Genomic DNA, 18,376 nt, shown 5'->3' on the forward strand with positions numbered 1-18,376 from the left:
GGGCACCGGATCAGCGCGCGGCGGCCGCGACGAGCTGCACGAAGTACGCGTGCACCCGGTGGTCGCCGGTCAGCTCGGGGTGGAACGAGGTGGCCAGCAGGTTCCCCTGACGGACCGCCACGATCCTGCTCTCCGCACCGTCCGCCGCGGGCAGCTCCGCGAGCACCTCGACGCCGGCGCCGACCGACTCGACCCAGGGGGCGCGGATGAAGACGCCGTGCACCGGGTCGCCCTCCAGGCCGCGGAACTCGATCGCGGACTCGAACGACTCGTTCTGCCGGCCGAAGGCGTTGCGGCGAACCGTCATGTCGATGCCGCCGACGGTCTGCTGGTCGTCCCGGCCGTCCAGGATCTTCTCCGCGAGCATGATCATGCCCGCGCAGGAGCCGTAGACCGGCATCCCGGCGGCCACCCGCTCGCGCAGCGGCGCCATCATGCCGAAGGCCAGCGCGAGGTTGGACATGGTGGTCGACTCGCCCCCGGGTATCACCAGGGCGTCGACCTCCGCCAGCTCCTCGGGACGACGCACCGGGCGGGCGAGGGCGTCCGCCTCGGCGAGCGCGACCAGGTGCTCGCGGACGTCGCCCTGCAGGGCCAGGACGCCGATGACGGGGGTGCTGCTGGACACGGTGACTACCTTCTTCGCAGGATCTGATCCAGGGGGGACGCACAACGGTCCGCCGCGCCGAACTGCCGCGCGGCGGACCGTTGTTACGTGACTACCAACCGCGGTTGGCGTACCGCTCGGACTCGGGCAGGGTGTCGCAGTTGATGCCGACCATGGCCTCGCCCAGACCGCGCGAGACATCCGCGATGACCTTGGGGTCGTCGAAGAAGGTGGTGGCCTTCACGACGGCGGCGGCGCGCTTGGCCGGGTCGCCGGACTTGAAGATTCCGGAGCCCACGAAGACGCCCTCGGCACCGAGCTGCATCATCAGCGCGGCGTCGGCCGGGGTGGCCACACCACCGGCGGAGAACAGCACGACCGGGAGCTTGCCCAGCTGCGCGACCTCCTTGACCAGCTCGTAGGGGGCCTGCAGGTTCTTCGCCGCGACGTAGAGCTCGTTCTCGTCGAGGGTGGCCAGGCGGCGGATGTCGCCGTTGATCTGGCGCATGTGGCGGACGGCCTCGACGACGTTGCCGGTGCCGGCCTCGCCCTTGGAGCGGATCATGGCCGCACCCTCGGCGATCCGGCGCAGCGCCTCGCCCAGGTTGGTGGCGCCACAGACGAAGGGGGTGGTGAACGCCCACTTGTCGGAGTGGTTGACCTCGTCGGCCGGGGTCAGCACCTCGGACTCGTCGATGTAGTCGACGCCGAGCGCCTGGAGGACCTGGGCCTCGACGAAGTGGCCGATCCGGGACTTGGCCATGACCGGGATGGAGACGGCGCTGATGATGCCGTCGATCATGTCCGGGTCGGACATCCGGGCCACGCCGCCGTCCTTGCGGATGTCGGCGGGGACGCGCTCCAGCGCCATGACGGCGACCGCACCGGCGTCCTCGGCGATCTTGGCCTGCTCGGCGTTGACCACATCCATGATCACACCGCCCTTGAGCTGCTCGGCCATGCCGCGCTTGACCCGGGCGGTACCGATCTGCGGCTGGTCAGCGGTGTTGACAGGGGTGGTGGACACGTAGGACCTCACTCGAAGACGTACCAGTGCTATCGCCCTATGGTAGGCCGTTCGAGCCGCAGATTGGTGCGCCTCTCAGTCCATTCTGACCGCGCGGATACGACAAAGCGGCTGGAACTACGCAGGCGAACCCTGCGGATTCAGCGCGGCGGGCGGCTCGTCGTCCATCTCGAAGGCGAGCGGGAACGGCGCCTTGCCGGCCAGCCGGAAGTACCTGACCAGTCGGTGCAGCCGCACGGCGCGGGCCGCCCGGACGGCGTCGTTGTGGAACCGCCGGGCCATCGAGACCCGCCGCACCGCCGAGGTCAGATCGCTCAGCGCCTCCTCGCCACCGGGCGCCGCGCGCAGTTCCTCGACCTGCTCGGGCGCGGCGAAGACCGCCCGCAGTGCCTGGCTCAACTCGCTCTCGGCCACCTCACGCTGCTCCTCGTCGGCCTGCCGGGCCGCGTGCGAGGCCTGGTAGAGGAGGATCGAGGCGGCCGGGTCGAGCAGCGTGGAGGTCGCCAGCTCCTGCGCCACCGAGGCCCGGCGCAGCAGCTGGGCGTCGAGCCCGGCCCGCGCGGCGTCGATCCGGGCGTGCAGCCGGTCGAGCCGGCCGGCCGTCCAACTCAGGTAGACGGCGAACAACACCACGGCAACAGCGGCCCAGATCCAGGTAGTCACGGGGGGCAACGCTACCGTCCCGGCCCGACGTGACCAGGATCACGCCGGGCCCGGCGCCCGGGACTCAGGGCCGCGGCAGACCCAACCGCTCGCGCCAGCTGATCCGCTGCTCGTCCTCGTGCACGCCGGCCGCGCCGTCGGCGACCGTCTCGTAGACCGCCAGGATGTCCGTCCCCACCGTCTTCCAGTCGAAGCGCTGGACGTGCCGCGAGGCCGCGACGCGCAGCTCGGCCAGCCGCTGCGGGTCGCCGAGCAGCCGGATCGCCGCCTCGGCCAGCGCGTCGGCGTTCTCGACCGGGAACAGCTCGCCGGCCCGGCCGCCGTCCAGCACCTGCGCGAACGCGTCCAGGTCGCTGGCCAGCACCGGCGCCGCCGCCGACATCGCCTCCACCAGGATGATCCCGAAGCTCTCGCCACCGGTGTTGGGCGCCACGTAGAGGTCGACGCTGCGCAGCAGCCGCGCCTTCTCCTCGTCGCTGACCATGCCGAGGAACTCGATCCTGGCCCGGACTTCCGGGGCCAGGCCCGCGACGGCCTCCTCCTCGTCGCCCTTGCCGGCCACCAGCAGTCGCACGTCCGGCCGGGCGGCCAGGATCGCGGGGAGCGCGGCCAGCAGTGTGGGCAGGCCCTTGCGCGGCTCGTTGATCCGGCCGATGAAGCCGATGGTGGCGCCGGTCCAGCGCGGGTCGGGCAGGGCGTCGGCGAAGAACGAGACGTCCACGCCGTTGGGGATCACCACCGCGTCGCCGCCGAGGTGCTCGACCAGGGTGCGGCGGGCGTACTCGCTGACCGCGATCCGGGCGCGGATCTTCTCCAGGCCCGGCTGCAGGATCGGCGAGGCCGCGATCATCGCCCGCGAGCGCGGGTTGGAGGTGTGGAAGGTCGCCACCATCGGTCCGGTCGCCGACCACGCGGCCAGTATCGACAGGCTCGGCGAGGTCGGCTCGTGGACGTGCAGGATGTCGAAGTTGCCGTCGTGCAGCCAGCGCCGCACCCGGGCCGCGGAGAGGATGCCGAAGCTGAGGCGCGCCACCGAGCCGTTGTACGGCACGGCCACCGCGCGGCCGGCCGAGACCACGTAGGGCGGCAGGCCCGACTCGTCGTCGGCCGGGGCGAGCACCGAGACCTCGTGCCCCAGCCCGATCAGGTGCTCGGCGAGGTCACGGATGTGGAACTGCACCCCGCCGGGGACGTCCCAGTCGTACGGGCAGACGATACCGATCTTCACGTGTTTCCCCTCCGGGTCGTCGGACCGCGCTCAGGCACGAGGAGTCGGCTCGGCCGACTTTTCGTTCGCTTCGTGCTTCGGGCGCGCCGACCGGGCCGACGGAAGGTCCGCGAGCCAGTAGCGCTGCAGCATGTGCCAGTCCTGCGGGTGCTGCCGGATCCCCTCGGCCCAGATGTCCGCCAGGGTCTGCGTCATCGCCTGCGTCACCGCGTGCCGGTCCTCCCCCGCCGGGGGCTCCACCGGCGGGTGGATGGTGCCGCGCATCACCCGGCCGTCGTACCAGAGGGTGACCGGCAGCAGCGCCGCGCCCGTGCGCTGCGCCAGCATGGCGGGCCCGGCCGGCATCTTGGCGGCCTCACCGAAGAAGGTCACCGGCACGCCGGCCTCCGACAGATCGCGGTCGCCGACCAGGCAGACCAGCTGCCCGGCCCGCAGCCGGCGGGCCAGCGTGCCGATCACCGAGACGCCGCCGCCGGTCAGCGCCAGCACCTCCATGCCCAGGCCCTCGCGATAGGCGACGAAGCGGTCGAAGAGCGACTCGGGCTTCAGCCGCTCGGCGACGGTGGTGAAGGTGAAGCCGAGATGGCGGACCACCCAGGCCCCGGCCAGGTCCCAGTTGCCCATGTGCGGCAGCGCCACGAGCGCGCCCCGGCCGGACTCCATCGCCGCGACCAGATGCTCGATGCCGTCCACCTGCACCCGGTCGGCGATCGTGCGGTCGTTCCAGGTCGGCAGCCGGAACGACTCCATCCAGTAGCGCAGGTAGGAGCGCATCCCGGCCCGCGAGAGCTCGCGCAGCTGGGCGGGCGTGTCCTGCGGGCGGACCCGGCCCAGGTTCGCCTGGAGCTGGCGCACCCCCTTGCCCTCCTTGCGCCAGACCGCGTCCGCGATCCGGTTGCCCAGAGCGCGCGCCACCGGCTCCGGCAGGAGCTTCACGGTGGCCCACCCCGCCGCGTACCCGCTGTCGACCAGTTTCTCCCGCATCGCTTCCCCGCCCTCAGCTCTCCGACGCCACGGCGGCGGCCTCGAAGGCCTCCCGACGCACCGTCAGCATCCGCTGCAGCACCGTGATGACGCTGCCCACCGCCACCAGCCACAGCGCCACCGGCAGCAACCACTCGACGTACGGCACCCCGAAGGTGTGCAGACCCGCGATACCGGCCGCCACCAGGGTGATCACGAGCCGCTCGGCCCGCTCCACCAGCCCGGAGACGTTGCACGGCAGGCCCAGGCTCTCCGCCCGCGCCTTGGTGTACGAGACCACCTGGCCGCTCGCCAGGCAGAGCACCGCCATCGCGCACAGCAGGTCGTTGTTCCCGTGCCCGGCGTACCAGAGCGCGATACCGCCGAAGACCGCCGAGTCGGCGACCCGGTCCAGCGTGGAGTCCAGGAAGGCCCCCCACTTGCTGGACCGCCCGGACTGGCGGGCCATGTTGCCGTCGACCAGGTCCGAGAAGATGAAGAGGGTGATCGTGATGGTGCCCCAGAAGAACTCGCCCCGGGGGAAGAACACCAGGGCGCCGGCCACCGAGCCGGCCGTACCGACCAGGGTCACCGCGTCCGGGCTGACGCCCCAGCGCAGCAGGAGGGCGGCGAACGGGGTCAGGACACGTGTGAAGAAGGCACGCGCGTATTTGTTGAGCATGGCCTTCCGGACCGCTCCGATCTCACCTGGTGTTCACCGGCGGCCGAGAGCGGCGCCGGGCGGCCGAGCGGATCAGCCCACCCGGCTCACCCATGGTATCGAGCCGATTCACCTGCCTTCGACGCCCACGCCCGTCCGGGCCCCGACGGGCTACCCGCGGGGCGGCAGCGCGCAGGCCGGGGTCCCGCCGGGCATCCGCTCACGGTTCCTCGCGATCAGCCGGTAGACCGCGGCCGCGACCGGACGCACCGGTCCGAGCGCCAGCACCGCCCCCAGATACGCGGACACCCCGCCGGAGCGCATCAGCAGCCGCGCCACCGCCTGCGCACCGCCGTACACCGCGCCGGTCGGGGTCACCCAGAGCACCTCGAACTCGGCCCGCTCCCGGGTCACCCCGAACTCCGCCAGCTCGGTGAACTGGAACGGCTGCGCCGTCCACCCCCCGGAGGCCAGCGTCTGCCGCAGGTACTTCTCGGCCCACCGGACGCAGGAGGTGCAGAAAGCACAGTCCCCGTCATAGATCAGCACAGGATCATTGGCACTCATGACACCGATCCTGCCGCATCGGGATCGAAGCGCCCACATCCGGGGAAGCATGTCGGCAGTGCCGGGCCCGTCCTGGCTGGTGACGGCACTTCAGACGATCATCGGCGGGACGGTACCGCGGCGCGATAGCCTGCCGTTGACCACACAAGGGGAGGAGGGGTGGCCGCCATGAACAAGCTGGACATGACCCCGGGTGCGCAGATACCCCGTACGGACGCCGGCCCACAGACGGCGGTCACCCAGGCTCTCTCGTCGGTCGCCTACCGCGACGGCGACCCGGACGCCTTCGCCAAAGCCGCCCAGCCCGATCTCACGCTGAAGCACGGGCGGTTCAGCCTCTTCCGACCCAACCTCGGCGAGGCCTTCAGCAAGGCCGTGATCGCCCGCACGCTGGGCGCCTCGCGCAAACCACTGGTGCCGTCCTTCGGCACCGACCCCCGGATGGTCGTCGAACACTGCCTGGCGGCGGAGGAGGTCCGGACCGCCCGGGACCGCAAGCTCACCCTGGTGACGCTGCTCACCGGGCTGCTCTTCCTGCCCGGCGCACTGGTCTGGCTCGGCACCTTCCAGCTGCGGATCATGATGGGCAAGAGCAGCCCCGCCCGGGAGAAGACCTACGGCGCCGCGATCCTGCTGCTGCCGCTGGCTCTGGCCGTACTGCTCGCGCTGCGCCCGCCGTTCACCGGGCCGCTCTCCGTCTACGCCCGCGTGGTGCTGCTGGTCCCGGTGGCCGGCTGGTACTGGGCGCGGCAGATCTGTCTGGCCACCACCAAGGACCTGCGGGCCCGTTGGGCCGGGCTGATCGACGGCAACGTGCTGGCCGCCGTGCTGCCGACCGCCGTCCCGCGCGACGACAAGGACGCCAAGGCCGAGCTGCTGAAGAAGCAGCTGACCCGGCTCTCCATGGAGCAGGACACCAACGTCCTGCACTACGCGGGCGTCAACGGGATACTCGGTCTCGGCAAGCACTGGGGCTCCTGGGACGTCGCCGGGGACCTCTACCCCGCCGAGGGCCACCAGGACTTCCGCACCTTCCACGCCTGGGACCTGATCAAGAAGATCACCGACCAGCTGAACGGCCTCGGCCGCAGCGACGTCGGCAACGGCGGCATCCCGCACTCCTCCGTCCAGCAGTGGGTGATCTCCGAAGTCGGCGCCGGCGCCGCCGAGATCGCCCGCCCGGAGGGCCCGGAGATGGACGGCCCGCGGATGCGCGACCACGCGGTGGCCGACATCGCCAACCGCCAGACCTTCGGCGCGGCCGGTCTGCGGCACTACCTGGGCACCCAGTTCGTGCTGAACAACGGCAAGTTGATCGTCAGCCTGATGGTCACCGTGACGATCCTGGGCAACACCCTGCGGATCTCGGTGACCGGCTACACGCTGGGCCCGGTGCAGGGCACCTTCCACGACAAGCCCAAGCCCAAGGAGATCACCCGGCCCAAGTCGGGCAAGTTCTGGGTGGAGGAGACCGTCCAGCTGCCGCTGATCGACAACGACGAGGTGGTCCGCCAGGCGGTCCGTGCGCCCTTCATGAAGGCGCCCGCGCTGCTCAACTGGCTCGGCGGCACGCTCCCCCTGCCGGAGCCGTTCGGCCTGCGCACCGCCTGGGCCACGGCCCCGTGGAACAGCCGGTTCATGACGGACGACTCGACGAGGATCGCCACCCCGGTGATGAGCGCGGTGCTCGCGGCCACCATCGAGTTCCTGCGCGACCACGACATCGACACCGACCGGTTCAGCAACCGCTCGATGATCCTGAAGTCCGAACTGCAGAGCGTGCGCCCCTTCAAGGCCGACGCCTACGACGCCGACTGACCGGATCGAGCACGACAAGGGCCCCGCCGGAATCCGGCGGGGCCCCCGTGCTGCCCGGCTCAGTCCTGCGGCCAGGCCTCGGCCAGCATCTTGCGGGTGTCCGCGAGCAGCTGCGGCAGCACCTTCGTGTGGCCGACCACCGGCATGAAGTTGGTGTCGCCGCCCCAGCGCGGCACCACGTGCTGGTGCAGGTGCGCGGCGATCCCGGCACCGGCCGCCTCGCCCTGGTTCATCCCGATGTTGAAGCCGTGCGCCCCGGAGGCGGCCCGCAGCGCGGTCATCGCCTGCTTGGTGAGAGTGGCGAGTTCGGCCGTCTCGGGCTCGGTGAGCTCGGTGTAGTCGGGCACGTGCCGGTACGGGACGACCATGAGGTGGCCGCCGTTGTACGGGTACAGGTTGAGCACCGCGAAGACGTGCTCCCCGCGCCGGACGACCAGCCCGTCCTCGTCGCTCAGCGACGGGATCGAGCAGAACGGACACCCGTCACCGGGGGCAGGCCCGGTGGGCTTGTTCTCGCCCTGGATGTAGGCCATCCGATGGGGCGTCCACAGGCGCCTGAAGCCGTCCGGCTCCCCCACGCCCCGCTGCAGTTCCGGCTCACTCGTCATGGTGATCAGCATATTCGGAGCGGGCCCCGGAGAAACCAGTGCGGGGCAGACTCGTCGAGTCCGCCCCGCACCGATCGTTCGGTCAGACCTGGATCCGGCGCTCCACCGCGTCGACGATCTCGGCGATCGCCTCGTCACGCGAGACGCCGTTCTTCTGCTCGCCGTTGCGGTAGCGGAACGACACCGCGCCCGCTTCGACGTCGTCGTTGCCGGCGATCAGCATGAACGGAACCTTGCTCTTCTGAGCGTTCCTGATCTTCTTCTGCATCCGCTCGTCCGAGGCGTCCACCTCGACCCGGATCCCACGCTTCTTCAGCTCGGCCGCGACCTCCTGGAGGTACGGCACGTGCTCGTCGGTGATCGGGATCCCGACGACGGTGACCGGCGCGAGCCACGGCGGCATGGCGCCGGCGTAGTGCTCCAGGAGCACCGCGAAGAACCGCTCGATCGAGCCGAACAGCGCGCGGTGGATCATCACCGGGCGCTGGCGGTTGCCGTCCGCACCCTGGAACTCCAGCTCGAAGCGCTGCGGCAGCTGGAAGTCGACCTGGATGGTCGACATCTGCCAGGTGCGCCCGATGGCGTCCCGGGCCTGCACCGAGATCTTCGGACCGTAGAAGGCCGCGCCCTCCGGGTCCATGGTGAGCTCCAGGCCCTGCTTCTCGGCCGCGTCGGCCAGCGCCTGGGTGGCCTCGGCCCAGTCCTCGTCCGAGCCGACCGACTTGTTCGGGTCCCGGGTGGAGAGCTCCAGGTAGAAGTCGTTCAGCCCGTAGTCGCGCAGCAGGTCCAGCACGAAGGTCAGCAGCGAGTCCAGCTCGCCGGCCATCTGGTCCTTGGTGCAGTAGATGTGCGCGTCGTCCTGGGTGAAGCCGCGGGCACGGGTCAGGCCGTGCACCACGCCGGACTTCTCGTAGCGGTAGACCGTGCCGAACTCGAAGAGCCGCAGCGGGAGTTCGCGGTAGGAGCGACCCCGGGAGCGGAAGATCAGGTTGTGCATCGGGCAGTTCATCGGCTTGAGGTAGTAGTCGTTCTCGCCGTCGAGCTGCATGGGCGGGTACATCCCGTCGGCGTACCAGTCCAGGTGACCGGAGAGCTCGAACAGGGTGCCCTTGGTGGCGTGCGGGGTGTAGACGAACTCGTAGCCCGACTCCTCGTGCCGCTTGCGCGAGTAGTCCTCCATGGCCCGGCGCATCACGCCGCCCTTGGGGTGGAAGACCGCGAGGCCCGAGCCGATCTCCTCCGGGATGGAGAAGAGGTCCAGCTCGCTGCCGAGCTTGCGGTGGTCGCGCTTGGCGGCCTCGGCCAGGAAGTCCAGGTGCGCCTTGAGCTCGTCCTTGGTCGGCCAGGCGGTCCCGTAGAGACGCTGCAGCTGCGGGTTCTTCTCGCTGCCGCGCCAGTACGCGGCGGCCGAGCGCATGATCTTGAAGGCCGGGATCATCCGGGTGCTCGGCAGGTGCGGGCCGCGGCACAGGTCGCCCCAGCACAGCTCGCCGCTCTTCGGGTCCAGATTGTCGTAGATGGTCAGCTCGGCGCCGCCCACCTCGACGTTGGCGCCGTCCTCCGAGGAGGCCGAACCCTTGAGCCCGATCAGCTCCAGCTTGTACGGCTCGCCGGCCAGCTCGACCCGGGCCGCCTCGTCGGTGACCACTCGGCGGGCGAACTTCTGCCCGCGCTTGATGATCTCCTGCATCTTCTTCTCGACGGCCTTGAGGTCGTCCGGGTTGAACGGCTTCTCGACGTCGAAGTCGTAGTAGAAGCCGTCCTTGATCGGCGGACCGATGCCCAGCTTGGCCTCGGGGAAGAGCTCCTGCACGGCCTGCGCCATCACGTGCGCGGTGGAGTGCCGCAGGATGTTCAGACCGTCCGGGCTGCTGAGCTCGACCGGCTCGACCTCGTCGCCCTCCTGCACCTGGTAGGCCAGGTCCTTGAGCGCGCCCGCCACCCGGGCGGCGATGATCGAGCGGTCGTCCGCGAAGAGGTCGGCGGCCGTGGTGCCCGTAGTCACCACGCGCTCTTCCCGATCGGGTTCGCGGCTGATGGTTACCCGGACGTCGGTCACCGGTCTCTCCTGATGGTCTGGCGCACAGCACAGTGCTGTGACGTGACGATGGTACCGAGCCCGCCGCGCCGCCCGCGCACCCATATCCGCCGGTCGTCCGGGCCGTCGCCGCGGCGGCGGGGTTGAAGGGGTACCTGCCCGGGGTATCACCTGCTCAGAACGGCGCCATGAGCCGGTGCACCGCCAGTCCTCGGCGGTGCACCAGGCGGGGCCGGGGGACCTGAGGGGTGGTCATGGAGCAACACCACTACTGGCACGAGGGCCCACTCGCCTCCTTCGACACCGAGACCACCGGCGTGGACGTGGAGAGCGACCGGGTCGTCTCCGCCGCGCTGGTCGTCCAGGCGGCGCCGGGCAGCGCCGCCGAGCGACGAACCTGGCTGGCCGACCCGGGCATCGCGATCCCGGACGGCGCCCGCGCGGTGCACGGCATCACCGACGAACACGTCCGCGCCTTCGGCCGCCCCCCGCACACCGTGGTCGGCGAGATAGCCCGCGCGCTCGCCGACCAGGCCCGGGCCGGGGTCCCGGTGGTGGTGATGAACGCCCCGTACGACCTGACGCTGCTCGACCGGGAGTTGCGCCGGCACCGGGAGAGCTCGCTGGAGGAGTTCCTGGACGGCGCCGCGCTGCTGGTGGTCGACCCGCGGGTGCTGGACAAGCACGTGGACCGCTACCGCCGGGGCCGACGCACCCTCACCGACCTCTGCGCGCACTACGGCGTCAGTCTGGAGGGCGCGCACGACGCGGCGGCCGACGCCACGGCCTCCCTGGAGCTGGTCCGCGCGATAGGTGCCCGTCACCGGGCGGCGCTGGGCGGCTTCTCGGCCGCCGAGCTGCACCTGCGGCAGGGGGTCTGGCACGCCGCGCAGGCCCGTGGACTGCAGGACTGGTTCGACCGGTCCGGCACCCCGGAGCGGGTCGACCGGTCCTGGCCGCTGCGTCCGGTGCGCTGCGCCTGCGGACACCGGCTGACCTCCGGACACAGCTGCGAAGCGGCGGCCTGACGAGCCTGACAACGCATCAGGGCCGTTGGTTGGATATCCAACCAACGGCCCTGATGTTGTCCGGTGGGCGATACTGGGATCGAACCAGTGACCCCTTCGGTGTGAACGAAGTGCTCTCCCGCTGAGCTAATCGCCCGGGCAACGAGATGAACAGTAGCACCGTCCGAGGCGTAGCTCCAAAGCGGTTGGCCGGCGGCCACCCGACGGCCCGCCAGCGGGGTTCCGGCAAAGGACCCATGACGTCGCCTCAGTTCCCCGCGACTTCCCGAAGAGTCGATTCCGGTCACTTCCACTCTCGATCGGAACACCGAAAAGCGTAGGACCCCGGTCAATTACTGACCGGGGTCCTACGCCTTACTCTGCAATCCGGTGGGCGATACTGGGATCGAACCAGTGACCCCTTCGGTGTGAACGAAGTGCTCTCCCGCTGAGCTAATCGCCCGGGTGCAGAGAAAACATTACCGCATCCCGAGGGGTGCTCCGCACACCCCTCCCCCGGCATCCCCAGAGCGGCCCCCACCAGCCCGGCAGCCACCGCCCGTCACTTTCGGTAACCACTGCGCAGGACGTCAGGACCGTCCCGCCGGACGTCCCGATATCGCGTTCGGACCCGCTTCCGGCACTTTGTGCAATGCGCCGGAAGGGTTACCGCCGGGCCCCGAATCGGGACAGAGGGGTTTACATCGGCGCCAGCGGTGGGATGGTCCGTTCGCCGACGTGCGATTCCCCGAGCGCACACTGAGCGAAAGGCCATGGCGCTTATGAACACCACGGTCAGCTGCGAGCTGCACCTGCGCCTCATCGTGTCCAGCGAGTCGTCACTGCCCGTCCCCGCGGGCCTGCGCTACGACACTGCGGACCCCTATGCCGTGCACGCCACGTTCCACACCGGTGCCGACGAGACCGTGGAGTGGGTGTTCGCCCGCGACCTCCTCGCGGAGGGGCTGCATCGACCCACCGGTACCGGCGACGTCCGGGTCTGGCCGTCACGTAGCCACGGACAGGGTGTCGTCTGCATCGCGCTGAGCTCTCCGGAAGGAGAAGCACTGCTGGAAGCCCCGGCCCGGGCGCTTGAGTCGTTCCTCAAGCGCACCGACGCCGCCGTGCCCCCCGGCACCGAACATCGTCACTTCGATCTGGACCGGGAGCTGTCGCACATCCTTGCCGAGAGCTGAAGCCCCGGGGGTGCGCCCCCGGTGGCCCGGTCGACATTCCTGGTGGCTGTCCTACTCGGGGGCACGGCCACAGGCTCATCCGCGTGCTGCGCGGTCTCGGGGCCGGTACTCCACGGCGTTCGAGTGAGAACGCCGAAGGCACCCGGAGTCACATTCGTGGCTCCGGGTGCCTTCGGCGTTCCCGGCGCCGGGCCCGGTAGAGTGCGGCGTTGATGACCGACGCGGACGGGCCACCGTCCCCGGCGCACGCGAGGAGTTCCCACGTGCTGATCACCCATGACACCGAGTCCGCCCTGGGCACCCTGGTCGAGCTCCTCAACACCTCCCCCGACGCGGGCGGCTACGAGCAGCTTCCCGACGTCGCCTCGTTGGACGCCCTGGTGGAGCGGCGGGAGATCAGCGAGGTCGACGCGGTCACCGTGGCCGACCTGGCGGCCGTGCACGCGCTGCGGGCCCGGCTACGGGCGGTGTTCGGCGCGGGGTCCACCGAGGAGGCCGCCGAACTGGTGAACGTGCTGGTGGCCGACGTCAACGCGACGCCACGCCTGACCGACCACGACGGCCACGGCTGGCACATGCACTACTTCGCCCCGCACGCGGCCCTGGCCGACCATCTCGCGGCCGAGCTGGGGATGGCCCTGGGGCTCATCCTGATGGCCGGTGAACGGGAGCGGCTGCGCCGCTGTGAGGCCCCGGACTGCGCCCGCGTCTTCGTCGACCTCTCGCGCAACCGCTCCCGGCGCTACTGCGACAGCCGGACCTGCGGAAACCGGATGCACGTGGCCGCCTACCGGGCCCGCCAGCGCTCGGCGGCCGACGACGCGATCCCGCTCGGCGTGCGCTGAGCCACGCTCGCGCTCGGCCGACGGCTCCCGTGATGGAAGACTGGCCGCATGACCGAAGCCTCTCTCCCCCGTCTGGAGCTCTGGTGCGAGCTGCAGTGTCCGGACTGCCGCACCTCCCTCGACGACGTCCGTGCCCTGCGTGAGCGCTACGGCGACGCGCTGACGATCGAGTTCCGGCACTTCCCGCTCGAGCGGCACAAGCACGCCTACGCGGCCGCCGAGGCGGCCGAGGAGGCCTTCGCCCAGGGCCAGGGCTGGCCCTTCGTGGAGGCGGTGCTGGCCCGCACCGAGGAGCTGGCCGAGCGCGGCCAGGAGCTGCTGGTCGAGGTGGCCGCCGGGCTGGGCCTGGACACCGAGGAGATCGAACTCGCGCTGGTCGACGGCCGGCACACCCTGATCGTCGACGCCGACCAGGCCGAGGGGAAGGCGATCGGCGTGACCGGCACCCCGACGTACGTGGTGGCCGGGCAGCGGCTGGACGGCGGGCAGAGCCAGGAGGGGCTGCGCGAGCGGATCGTGGCGCTGCTGGAGGCCTGAGGAGAACTCCTAGGCCGTGTCTGACAATTCGCGTCGGATGAGCCCGCGGCGTTGGGCGCCCGGCTGGGCGTTCCGGCGGATCGTCCTCGTACTGGGTCGTACTTGGATGATCCGCCGGTGCGTCCAGCCGGGATGCCCGGCGTCGCGGGCCCGGCGGGAATTGTCAGACACGGCCTAAACGAGCGGTTTGGCCAGGATGCGGCTGCTGATCCGGTAGCCGAGCGACTCGTACAACGTGATGGCGACGGTGTTCGCCGAGTAGACGTTCAGGCCGAGGTCACGGACCCCGGCGGCCAGGCATTCGCGTTCGGCCGCGAGCATCAGCTCGCGGCCGTAGCCGTGTCCGCGCCGGTCGGCGTCGACCTCGACGGTCATCACCCAGGCCTGCGGCCGGCCGTCGGGCAGGGTGCCGCCTGACAGGTCGACCCAGAGACTGCCCACCGGCCTTCCCTCGACGACCAGTTGACGCAGCGCCACGCCCGGCGTGGCGGCGCCCTGGGCGAGCAGTTCGGTGTGGTCGGCCTCGCACTTGTCGTACGCCTGACGGGGGGTCAGCCCGGAGCGGGCCAGGTGTTCGCGGTAGGTGGCCCGGGTGAGCGCCAGCCAGTGCGGGAACTCCTCCGCACCGATCCGACGTATCGTCAGATCCGGTGTGGTGGCCGGTGGTTGGCCGAGCTCCTTGGCGAGCTTGCGGTTGGTCTCGAGGTAGCCGAGCGAGTCGGCCAGCGCGAGCGCGGCCGCGGCGTCGGCGGGGACGGAGAGCTCGATCCGCACGCAGCCCCACTGACGCAGCGCCTCCTCGGCGGCGAGCGCCGCGACCGTGCCCCGGCCGCGCCGCCGTTGCGGCGCGATGATCTCCAGCTCTGCGATCCGCCCGATCCAGCCGGTGCCCAGCGGGTGCGAGCTGGTGCACACGGTGCCCACCGGACGACCGTTGGCGCAGACCTGCCAGCGGCGGCTGCGGCCGCCGCCCGGGAGGGACTGCTCGGGGCCGGCAGGGCGCAGCGTGGTGGTCATGGCAGCCTTCCTACCCGTCCGCGTGCCCGTCTAACGGGGTGTGCCGCTCTCACGGGTCCAGGTCGTCGGCGGCGCGGGCGGCGAAGTGCGCCATCGCCTTGGCGGTGACCGGGCCGGGTGCGGGCAGGTCGTGGTCGTCGATCCGGTGGACGGCCTGGACGTCGCGCAGGCTCGACGTGAGGAAGACCTCGTCGGCCTCGCGCAGGATCGAGTACGGCAGGTCGACCTCCCGTGCCCCGCACCAGTCGGCGACCAGGTCCCGGGTGATGCCGGCCAGGCAGCCGGAGCCGAGCGGCGGGGTGAGCAGCTCACCGTCCACCACCACGAAGACGTTGGAGCCGGTGCCCTCGCAGAGCCGGCCGGCGGTGTTGGCGAGCACCGCCTCGGAGGCGCCGTGGCGGTGGGCGTAGGCGAGCGCGACCACGTTCTCGGCGTAGGAGGTGGTCTTCAGGCCGGCCACCGCGCTGTGCTCGTTGCGGGCCCACGGGACGGTGGCGACGGCGGTGCTGTCGGGACGCTCGGCGGCGGTGCCGAGCGCGACCACCAGGGTGGGCGGGGTGTCGCTGCGCTCCGAGCCGAGCGGGGCGAGGCCGCCGGTGTAGGTGATCCGCAGCCGGCCACGCGGCATCGGGTTGGCGGCGAGCACGGCGGCGCAGCCGGCCCGGACCTCGCCGAGGTCCGGCGCCGGCAGGCCCAGGCCGGTGGCGGAGCGGACCAGGCGGTCGAGGTGGCGGGTGAGCGCGAACGGGCGGCCGGCCACGCTCTTGACCGTCTCGAACACGCCGTCGCCGACGGTCAGTCCGTGGTCGAGGACGGAGATCTCGGCGCGGTGCTCCTCGACCAGCGATCCGTTCAGCCAGATCATCGGATGTTCCTCCAGAAGACGCGGGCACGGAGTGGACGGCTCTACTCCGGATACTCCCCCGACGCTATCGCGACCAGCCGGGCGGCCTTGAGTTCGGTCTCCGCCCACTCGTGCTCGGGGTCGGAGCCCCAGGTAATGCCTGCGCCCGTGCCGAAGTACAGGACGGGCGCCGCCGCGGCGGGCCGCTCAATCCAGAACGTCCGGATGCCGACAGCGAGTTCGGCCTCACCGCGGTCGGCGTCGACCCAGCCGACGGCGCCGGTGTACGGGCCGCGCGGGGCGGTCTCCAGCTCGTCGATGACGCGCAGCGCGCTGGACTTGGGGGCGCCGGTGACCGAACCGGGCGGGAAGGTCGCGTCCAGCAGCTCGGGCCAGCCGGCGCCGTCCCGCAGGGTGCCGCGGACCAGCGAGACCAGGTGCACCAGGCCGGGGTGCTTCTCGACCGCGCAGAGGTCGGGGACGGTGATGCTGCCGATCGCGCAGGCGCGGCCGAGGTCGTTGCGGACCAGGTCGACGATCATCACGTTCTCGGCGTAGTCCTTCTCCAGCAGGTCGGCCTCGGTGCGGCCGGTGCCCTTGATCGGGCCGGAGGAGACGCTCCGGCCGGAGCGGGAGAGGTAGAGCTCGGGCGAGGCGGTGGCGATCTCGATGCCGTGGTCGGGCAGCCGCAGGGTGCCCGCGTAGGGGGCCGGGTTGCCGTGGGCGAGCAGGCCGGTCAGGGCGTCGATGTCGCTGCGGGCGGGGTCGGCCTGCGGCAGTGGCGCGCTCATCACCCGGCAGAGGTTCGCCTGGTAGACCTCACCGGTCGCGATCCGCTCACGGATCCGGCGGACGCCGGCGGTGTAGCCGGCGCGGTCCAGCGAGCTGTGCCAGCTGCCGGGGAGCGGGCCGTGCCAGGCGCCGGGCTCGCGCCGGGGGCCGGGTCGGGGCGGACGTCGGCGAAGCGGGCGCAGGTGAGGCGGCCCTCGAAGTCGTGGGCGACCGCCCACCAGCCCTCGCTCTCCAACGCGGCCGGGTCGGAGGTCACCTCGCACAGGCCCGTCGCGAGCCGGCCGCCGAAGCGGGCCATCGGCTGGTCGGGGGCGGGGGCGGAGCTGGGGGCGGGCACGGTTCTCCTGCGGTGGTCACGGTCTGCGTCGGGTCCGGGGGGCCGACGGCGGGGGTCTGCGGTGTTGCGGGTCCGCGGTGCTGGGAAGTCTAGGTCGGGCACGGGCCGCGACCCGGTCCGCGCCGGGCGCCGGCGGCCGCGCCCGGCGGCTGACGTGCACGGATTCGCGGCGGGCCCGGCACTGCTGCCGGGGCCGTCCGGGGGGCGCTTCGGAGGGGGCCCGGGCGCTAGCTGCGGATACGGAATTTGAGCTGGCCAGGGTTTCCGCTAAAGTTCAACACGTCGCCGGGAAACGGAGCCGCTGAGAAGCGGTGAAGGACCCGGAAGACAGGCGGACGTGGCTCAGTTGGTAGAGCATCACCTTGCCAAGGTGAGGGTCGCGAGTTCGAATCTCGTCGTCCGCTCGGTGCCGTGAAGGACAGCATGATCGTTCTTCCTGGTATGTTTGACAAGTTGCCTGGTGGAGTGGCCGAGAGGCGAGGCAACGGCCTGCAAAGCCGTGTACACGGGTTCAAATCCCGTCTCCACCTCCAAGAGGTCCCCCGGTTCGACCGGGGGTCTTCCCGCGCGATTAGCTCAGCGGGAGAGCACTACCTTGACACGGTAGGGGTCACTGGTTCGATCCCAGTATCGCGCACACAGGTCCTTCGGGTCCTTCGGCGGCACCTCGCAGTGCTGCCACCAGCCGGGCCGACACTCTGGTGTCGGGCAGGCGCGATTAGCTCAGCGGGAGAGCACTACCTTGACACGGTAGGGGTCACTGGTTCGATCCCAGTATCGCGCACACAGGTCCTTCGGGATCTTCGGCGGCACCTCGCAGTGCTGCCACCAGCCGGGCCGACACTCTGGTGTCGGGCAGGCGCGATTAGCTCAGCGGGAGAGCACTACCTTGACACGGTAGGGGTCACTGGTTCGATCCCAGTATCGCGCACAGCAGCAAAGCAGTTGGAACGAGAGCCGCAGTCCGGTCACGGGCTGCGGCTCTCGTGCGTCCGCGGCGGGGGAAACGAGAGTGCCGTGTACGGGACGCCCTCACCGGCGTTCCGTACACGGCACTCGACTGACCGGTGCGTGGGCACCCGCTGCTCGCCCGTCCGCGTGTCCCCGCGGGCGCTTCGCTCCGGTCGGCGCCGACCCCTTGTCCCGAGAGGTCAACGCCCGATCAGGTTGGCCACCGCCTCGGTCTGGCTGACCATCTGCTCCCAGCCTCCGAAGAGCAGGAGCAGGGCGATCGCACACGGCAGCGCCATGGCCAGGGCGACCACGGGATGCCGGCGGTCGTCCGCCGGGCGGCGCGACCGGGCGGGCCGGATCGCGAGCAGCCGCCGGCGCCGGGCCGGGTCTGCGGAGATTTCCGTTGCCATGGTCCTGCTCCTGCCCCTACTGGTGCCGCTTCGAGTCGGACGGTCACCGATGCCGCTGCGGTACGGCCTGCGCGGTGGACGGTTGGTCTCGGGGGACGAGCACCCCGCCCACCGCTGCTCTCAACCGTAGGTGGACCGCCGGCTCCTGACATCGTGCCCGCGTATCGTTCCAGGGGTGGCCAGGAGGATGAGTGGAGTCCGGGTCGACTACTACCGCAGGGGGAGTCGAGGGTCCTTCGACCCCCGAGGGAACCCTG

Annotated in this window: 17 protein-coding genes, 7 tRNA genes and 1 pseudogene; 10 read left to right on the forward strand and 15 right to left on the reverse strand. The window is 71.1% G+C overall.

The genetic code is table 11. From position 1 onward, the window contains the following. Positions 1 to 10 precede the first annotated feature (10 nt). From pdxT to BS80_RS10620, 7 genes are all read right to left on the reverse strand, one after another. A complete protein-coding gene (gene pdxT, locus BS80_RS10590) occupies positions 11 to 628 on the reverse strand; it encodes a pyridoxal 5'-phosphate synthase glutaminase subunit PdxT (RefSeq protein WP_035795858.1) in 618 nt (205 codons plus the stop codon). A gap of 91 nt (positions 629 to 719) precedes the next feature. Further along, complete coding sequence (gene pdxS, locus BS80_RS10595; RefSeq protein ID WP_035795860.1) at positions 720 to 1,634, reverse strand: pyridoxal 5'-phosphate synthase lyase subunit PdxS; 915 nt, start codon at positions 1,632 to 1,634, stop codon at positions 720 to 722. A 117-nt stretch (positions 1,635 to 1,751) separates the two neighbouring features. Further along, a complete protein-coding gene (locus tag BS80_RS10600) occupies positions 1,752 to 2,297 on the reverse strand; it encodes a LemA family protein (RefSeq protein ID WP_035795862.1) in 546 nt (181 codons plus the stop codon). A gap of 64 nt (positions 2,298 to 2,361) precedes the next feature. Further along, positions 2,362 to 3,525, reverse strand: a complete 1,164-nt coding sequence (locus tag BS80_RS10605) for a glycosyltransferase family 4 protein (RefSeq protein ID WP_035795864.1) — start codon at positions 3,523 to 3,525, stop codon at positions 2,362 to 2,364. A gap of 30 nt (positions 3,526 to 3,555) precedes the next feature. Further along, positions 3,556 to 4,509, reverse strand: a complete 954-nt coding sequence (locus tag BS80_RS10610) for a phosphatidylinositol mannoside acyltransferase (protein WP_051966450.1) — start codon at positions 4,507 to 4,509, stop codon at positions 3,556 to 3,558. 13 nt (positions 4,510 to 4,522) lie between these two features. Further along, the gene (gene pgsA, locus BS80_RS10615) at positions 4,523 to 5,170 is read right to left on the reverse strand and encodes a phosphatidylinositol phosphate synthase (protein ID WP_035795866.1); all 648 of its coding nucleotides are present in this window, start codon (positions 5,168 to 5,170) and stop codon (positions 4,523 to 4,525) included. Between the two features lie 150 nt (positions 5,171 to 5,320). Next, positions 5,321 to 5,716 (reverse strand): thiol-disulfide oxidoreductase DCC family protein, encoded by a 396-nt coding sequence (locus tag BS80_RS10620; RefSeq protein WP_035795868.1) that lies wholly within the window; start codon positions 5,714 to 5,716, stop codon positions 5,321 to 5,323. A 168-nt stretch (positions 5,717 to 5,884) separates the two neighbouring features. On the opposite strand from BS80_RS10620, the gene BS80_RS10625 reads away from it, so the two are divergent. Continuing rightward, positions 5,885 to 7,534 carry a hypothetical protein gene (locus BS80_RS10625; protein ID WP_035795870.1) on the forward strand — a complete coding sequence of 550 codons (1,650 nt, stop codon included), beginning with the start codon at positions 5,885 to 5,887 and terminating at the stop codon, positions 7,532 to 7,534. A gap of 59 nt (positions 7,535 to 7,593) precedes the next feature. Here the strand turns inward: BS80_RS10625 and BS80_RS10630 are convergent, their stop codons facing one another. Both BS80_RS10630 and thrS read right to left on the reverse strand, forming a co-directional pair. Next, positions 7,594 to 8,154 (reverse strand): HIT family protein, encoded by a 561-nt coding sequence (locus tag BS80_RS10630; protein WP_035795872.1) that lies wholly within the window; start codon positions 8,152 to 8,154, stop codon positions 7,594 to 7,596. Positions 8,155 to 8,224: 70 nt separating this feature from the next. Then, positions 8,225 to 10,201, reverse strand: coding sequence for a threonine--tRNA ligase (gene thrS / locus BS80_RS10635; protein WP_035795874.1), 1,977 nt, complete (start codon positions 10,199 to 10,201; stop codon positions 8,225 to 8,227). A gap of 233 nt (positions 10,202 to 10,434) precedes the next feature. On the opposite strand from thrS, the gene BS80_RS10640 reads away from it, so the two are divergent. After that, the gene (locus BS80_RS10640) at positions 10,435 to 11,208 is read left to right on the forward strand and encodes a 3'-5' exonuclease (RefSeq protein ID WP_035795875.1); all 774 of its coding nucleotides are present in this window, start codon (positions 10,435 to 10,437) and stop codon (positions 11,206 to 11,208) included. Positions 11,209 to 11,272: 64 nt separating this feature from the next. Here BS80_RS10640 and BS80_RS10645 read toward each other — a convergent pair. Both BS80_RS10645 and BS80_RS10650 read right to left on the reverse strand, forming a co-directional pair. Next, a tRNA-Val gene (locus BS80_RS10645) sits at positions 11,273 to 11,344 on the reverse strand. Positions 11,345 to 11,578: 234 nt separating this feature from the next. After that, a tRNA-Val gene (locus BS80_RS10650) sits at positions 11,579 to 11,650 on the reverse strand. A gap of 319 nt (positions 11,651 to 11,969) precedes the next feature. On the opposite strand from BS80_RS10650, the gene BS80_RS10655 reads away from it, so the two are divergent. From BS80_RS10655 to BS80_RS10665, 3 genes are all read left to right on the forward strand, one after another. Then, complete coding sequence (locus BS80_RS10655) at positions 11,970 to 12,383, forward strand: SsgA family sporulation/cell division regulator (protein ID WP_030056266.1); 414 nt, start codon at positions 11,970 to 11,972, stop codon at positions 12,381 to 12,383. A 263-nt stretch (positions 12,384 to 12,646) separates the two neighbouring features. Continuing rightward, positions 12,647 to 13,228, forward strand: a complete 582-nt coding sequence (locus BS80_RS10660) for a CGNR zinc finger domain-containing protein (RefSeq protein ID WP_035795877.1) — start codon at positions 12,647 to 12,649, stop codon at positions 13,226 to 13,228. Positions 13,229 to 13,276: 48 nt separating this feature from the next. After that, a complete protein-coding gene (locus tag BS80_RS10665; protein WP_035795879.1) occupies positions 13,277 to 13,765 on the forward strand; it encodes a DsbA family protein in 489 nt (162 codons plus the stop codon). A gap of 174 nt (positions 13,766 to 13,939) precedes the next feature. On the opposite strand, the gene BS80_RS10670 is transcribed toward BS80_RS10665, so the two are convergent. The 3 genes and pseudogenes from BS80_RS10670 to BS80_RS10680 form a co-directional block, all read right to left on the reverse strand. Next, positions 13,940 to 14,782: a GNAT family N-acetyltransferase gene (locus tag BS80_RS10670; protein WP_035795881.1), complete on the reverse strand. Its 843-nt coding sequence runs from the start codon at positions 14,780 to 14,782 to the stop codon at positions 13,940 to 13,942. A 49-nt stretch (positions 14,783 to 14,831) separates the two neighbouring features. Then, the gene (locus tag BS80_RS10675; protein ID WP_035795883.1) at positions 14,832 to 15,647 is read right to left on the reverse strand and encodes an aminotransferase class IV; all 816 of its coding nucleotides are present in this window, start codon (positions 15,645 to 15,647) and stop codon (positions 14,832 to 14,834) included. A 41-nt stretch (positions 15,648 to 15,688) separates the two neighbouring features. Next, a pseudogene (locus BS80_RS10680) lies at positions 15,689 to 16,716 on the reverse strand (chorismate-binding protein). Positions 16,717 to 17,086: 370 nt separating this feature from the next. Between BS80_RS10680 and BS80_RS10685 the strand changes: the two are divergent. From BS80_RS10685 to BS80_RS10705, 5 genes are all read left to right on the forward strand, one after another. After that, positions 17,087 to 17,159: transfer RNA gene (locus BS80_RS10685), tRNA-Gly, on the forward strand. A gap of 55 nt (positions 17,160 to 17,214) precedes the next feature. Next, positions 17,215 to 17,288, forward strand: a tRNA-Cys gene (locus BS80_RS10690). Positions 17,289 to 17,320: 32 nt separating this feature from the next. Further along, positions 17,321 to 17,392: transfer RNA gene (locus tag BS80_RS10695), tRNA-Val, on the forward strand. A gap of 75 nt (positions 17,393 to 17,467) precedes the next feature. Next, positions 17,468 to 17,539, forward strand: a tRNA-Val gene (locus BS80_RS10700). A 75-nt stretch (positions 17,540 to 17,614) separates the two neighbouring features. Beyond that, positions 17,615 to 17,686: transfer RNA gene (locus BS80_RS10705), tRNA-Val, on the forward strand. Positions 17,687 to 17,906: 220 nt separating this feature from the next. Here BS80_RS10705 and BS80_RS10710 read toward each other — a convergent pair. Further along, positions 17,907 to 18,119 carry a hypothetical protein gene (locus BS80_RS10710; protein WP_035795886.1) on the reverse strand — a complete coding sequence of 71 codons (213 nt, stop codon included), beginning with the start codon at positions 18,117 to 18,119 and terminating at the stop codon, positions 17,907 to 17,909. Between the last annotated feature and the right edge of the window lie 257 nt (positions 18,120 to 18,376).

It is taken from the genome of Kitasatospora mediocidica KCTC 9733 (assembly GCF_000744225.1).
GTDB classification, from domain to species: Bacteria; Actinomycetota; Actinomycetes; order Streptomycetales; family Streptomycetaceae; genus Kitasatospora; species Kitasatospora mediocidica.

What these genes read in the sequence shown, in the direction of transcription:
- BS80_RS10610 (WP_051966450.1), bottom strand. Translation starts at nt 4,509, where the DNA reads ATGCGGGAGAAACTGGTCGACAGCGGGTACGCGGCGGGGTGGGCCACC.
- pgsA (WP_035795866.1), bottom strand. Translation starts at nt 5,170, where the DNA reads ATGCTCAACAAATACGCGCGTGCCTTCTTCACACGTGTCCTGACCCCG.
- BS80_RS10620 (WP_035795868.1), bottom strand. Translation starts at nt 5,716, where the DNA reads ATGAGTGCCAATGATCCTGTGCTGATCTATGACGGGGACTGTGCTTTC.
- BS80_RS10625 (WP_035795870.1), top strand. Translation starts at nt 5,885, where the DNA reads ATGAACAAGCTGGACATGACCCCGGGTGCGCAGATACCCCGTACGGAC.
- BS80_RS10630 (WP_035795872.1), bottom strand. Translation starts at nt 8,154, where the DNA reads ATGCTGATCACCATGACGAGTGAGCCGGAACTGCAGCGGGGCGTGGGG.
- BS80_RS10640 (WP_035795875.1), top strand. Translation starts at nt 10,435, where the DNA reads ATGGAGCAACACCACTACTGGCACGAGGGCCCACTCGCCTCCTTCGAC.
- BS80_RS10655 (WP_030056266.1), top strand. Translation starts at nt 11,970, where the DNA reads ATGAACACCACGGTCAGCTGCGAGCTGCACCTGCGCCTCATCGTGTCC.
- BS80_RS10665 (WP_035795879.1), top strand. Translation starts at nt 13,277, where the DNA reads ATGACCGAAGCCTCTCTCCCCCGTCTGGAGCTCTGGTGCGAGCTGCAG.
- BS80_RS10670 (WP_035795881.1), bottom strand. Translation starts at nt 14,782, where the DNA reads ATGACCACCACGCTGCGCCCTGCCGGCCCCGAGCAGTCCCTCCCGGGC.
- BS80_RS10675 (WP_035795883.1), bottom strand. Translation starts at nt 15,647, where the DNA reads ATGATCTGGCTGAACGGATCGCTGGTCGAGGAGCACCGCGCCGAGATC.
- BS80_RS10710 (WP_035795886.1), bottom strand. Translation starts at nt 18,119, where the DNA reads ATGGCAACGGAAATCTCCGCAGACCCGGCCCGGCGCCGGCGGCTGCTC.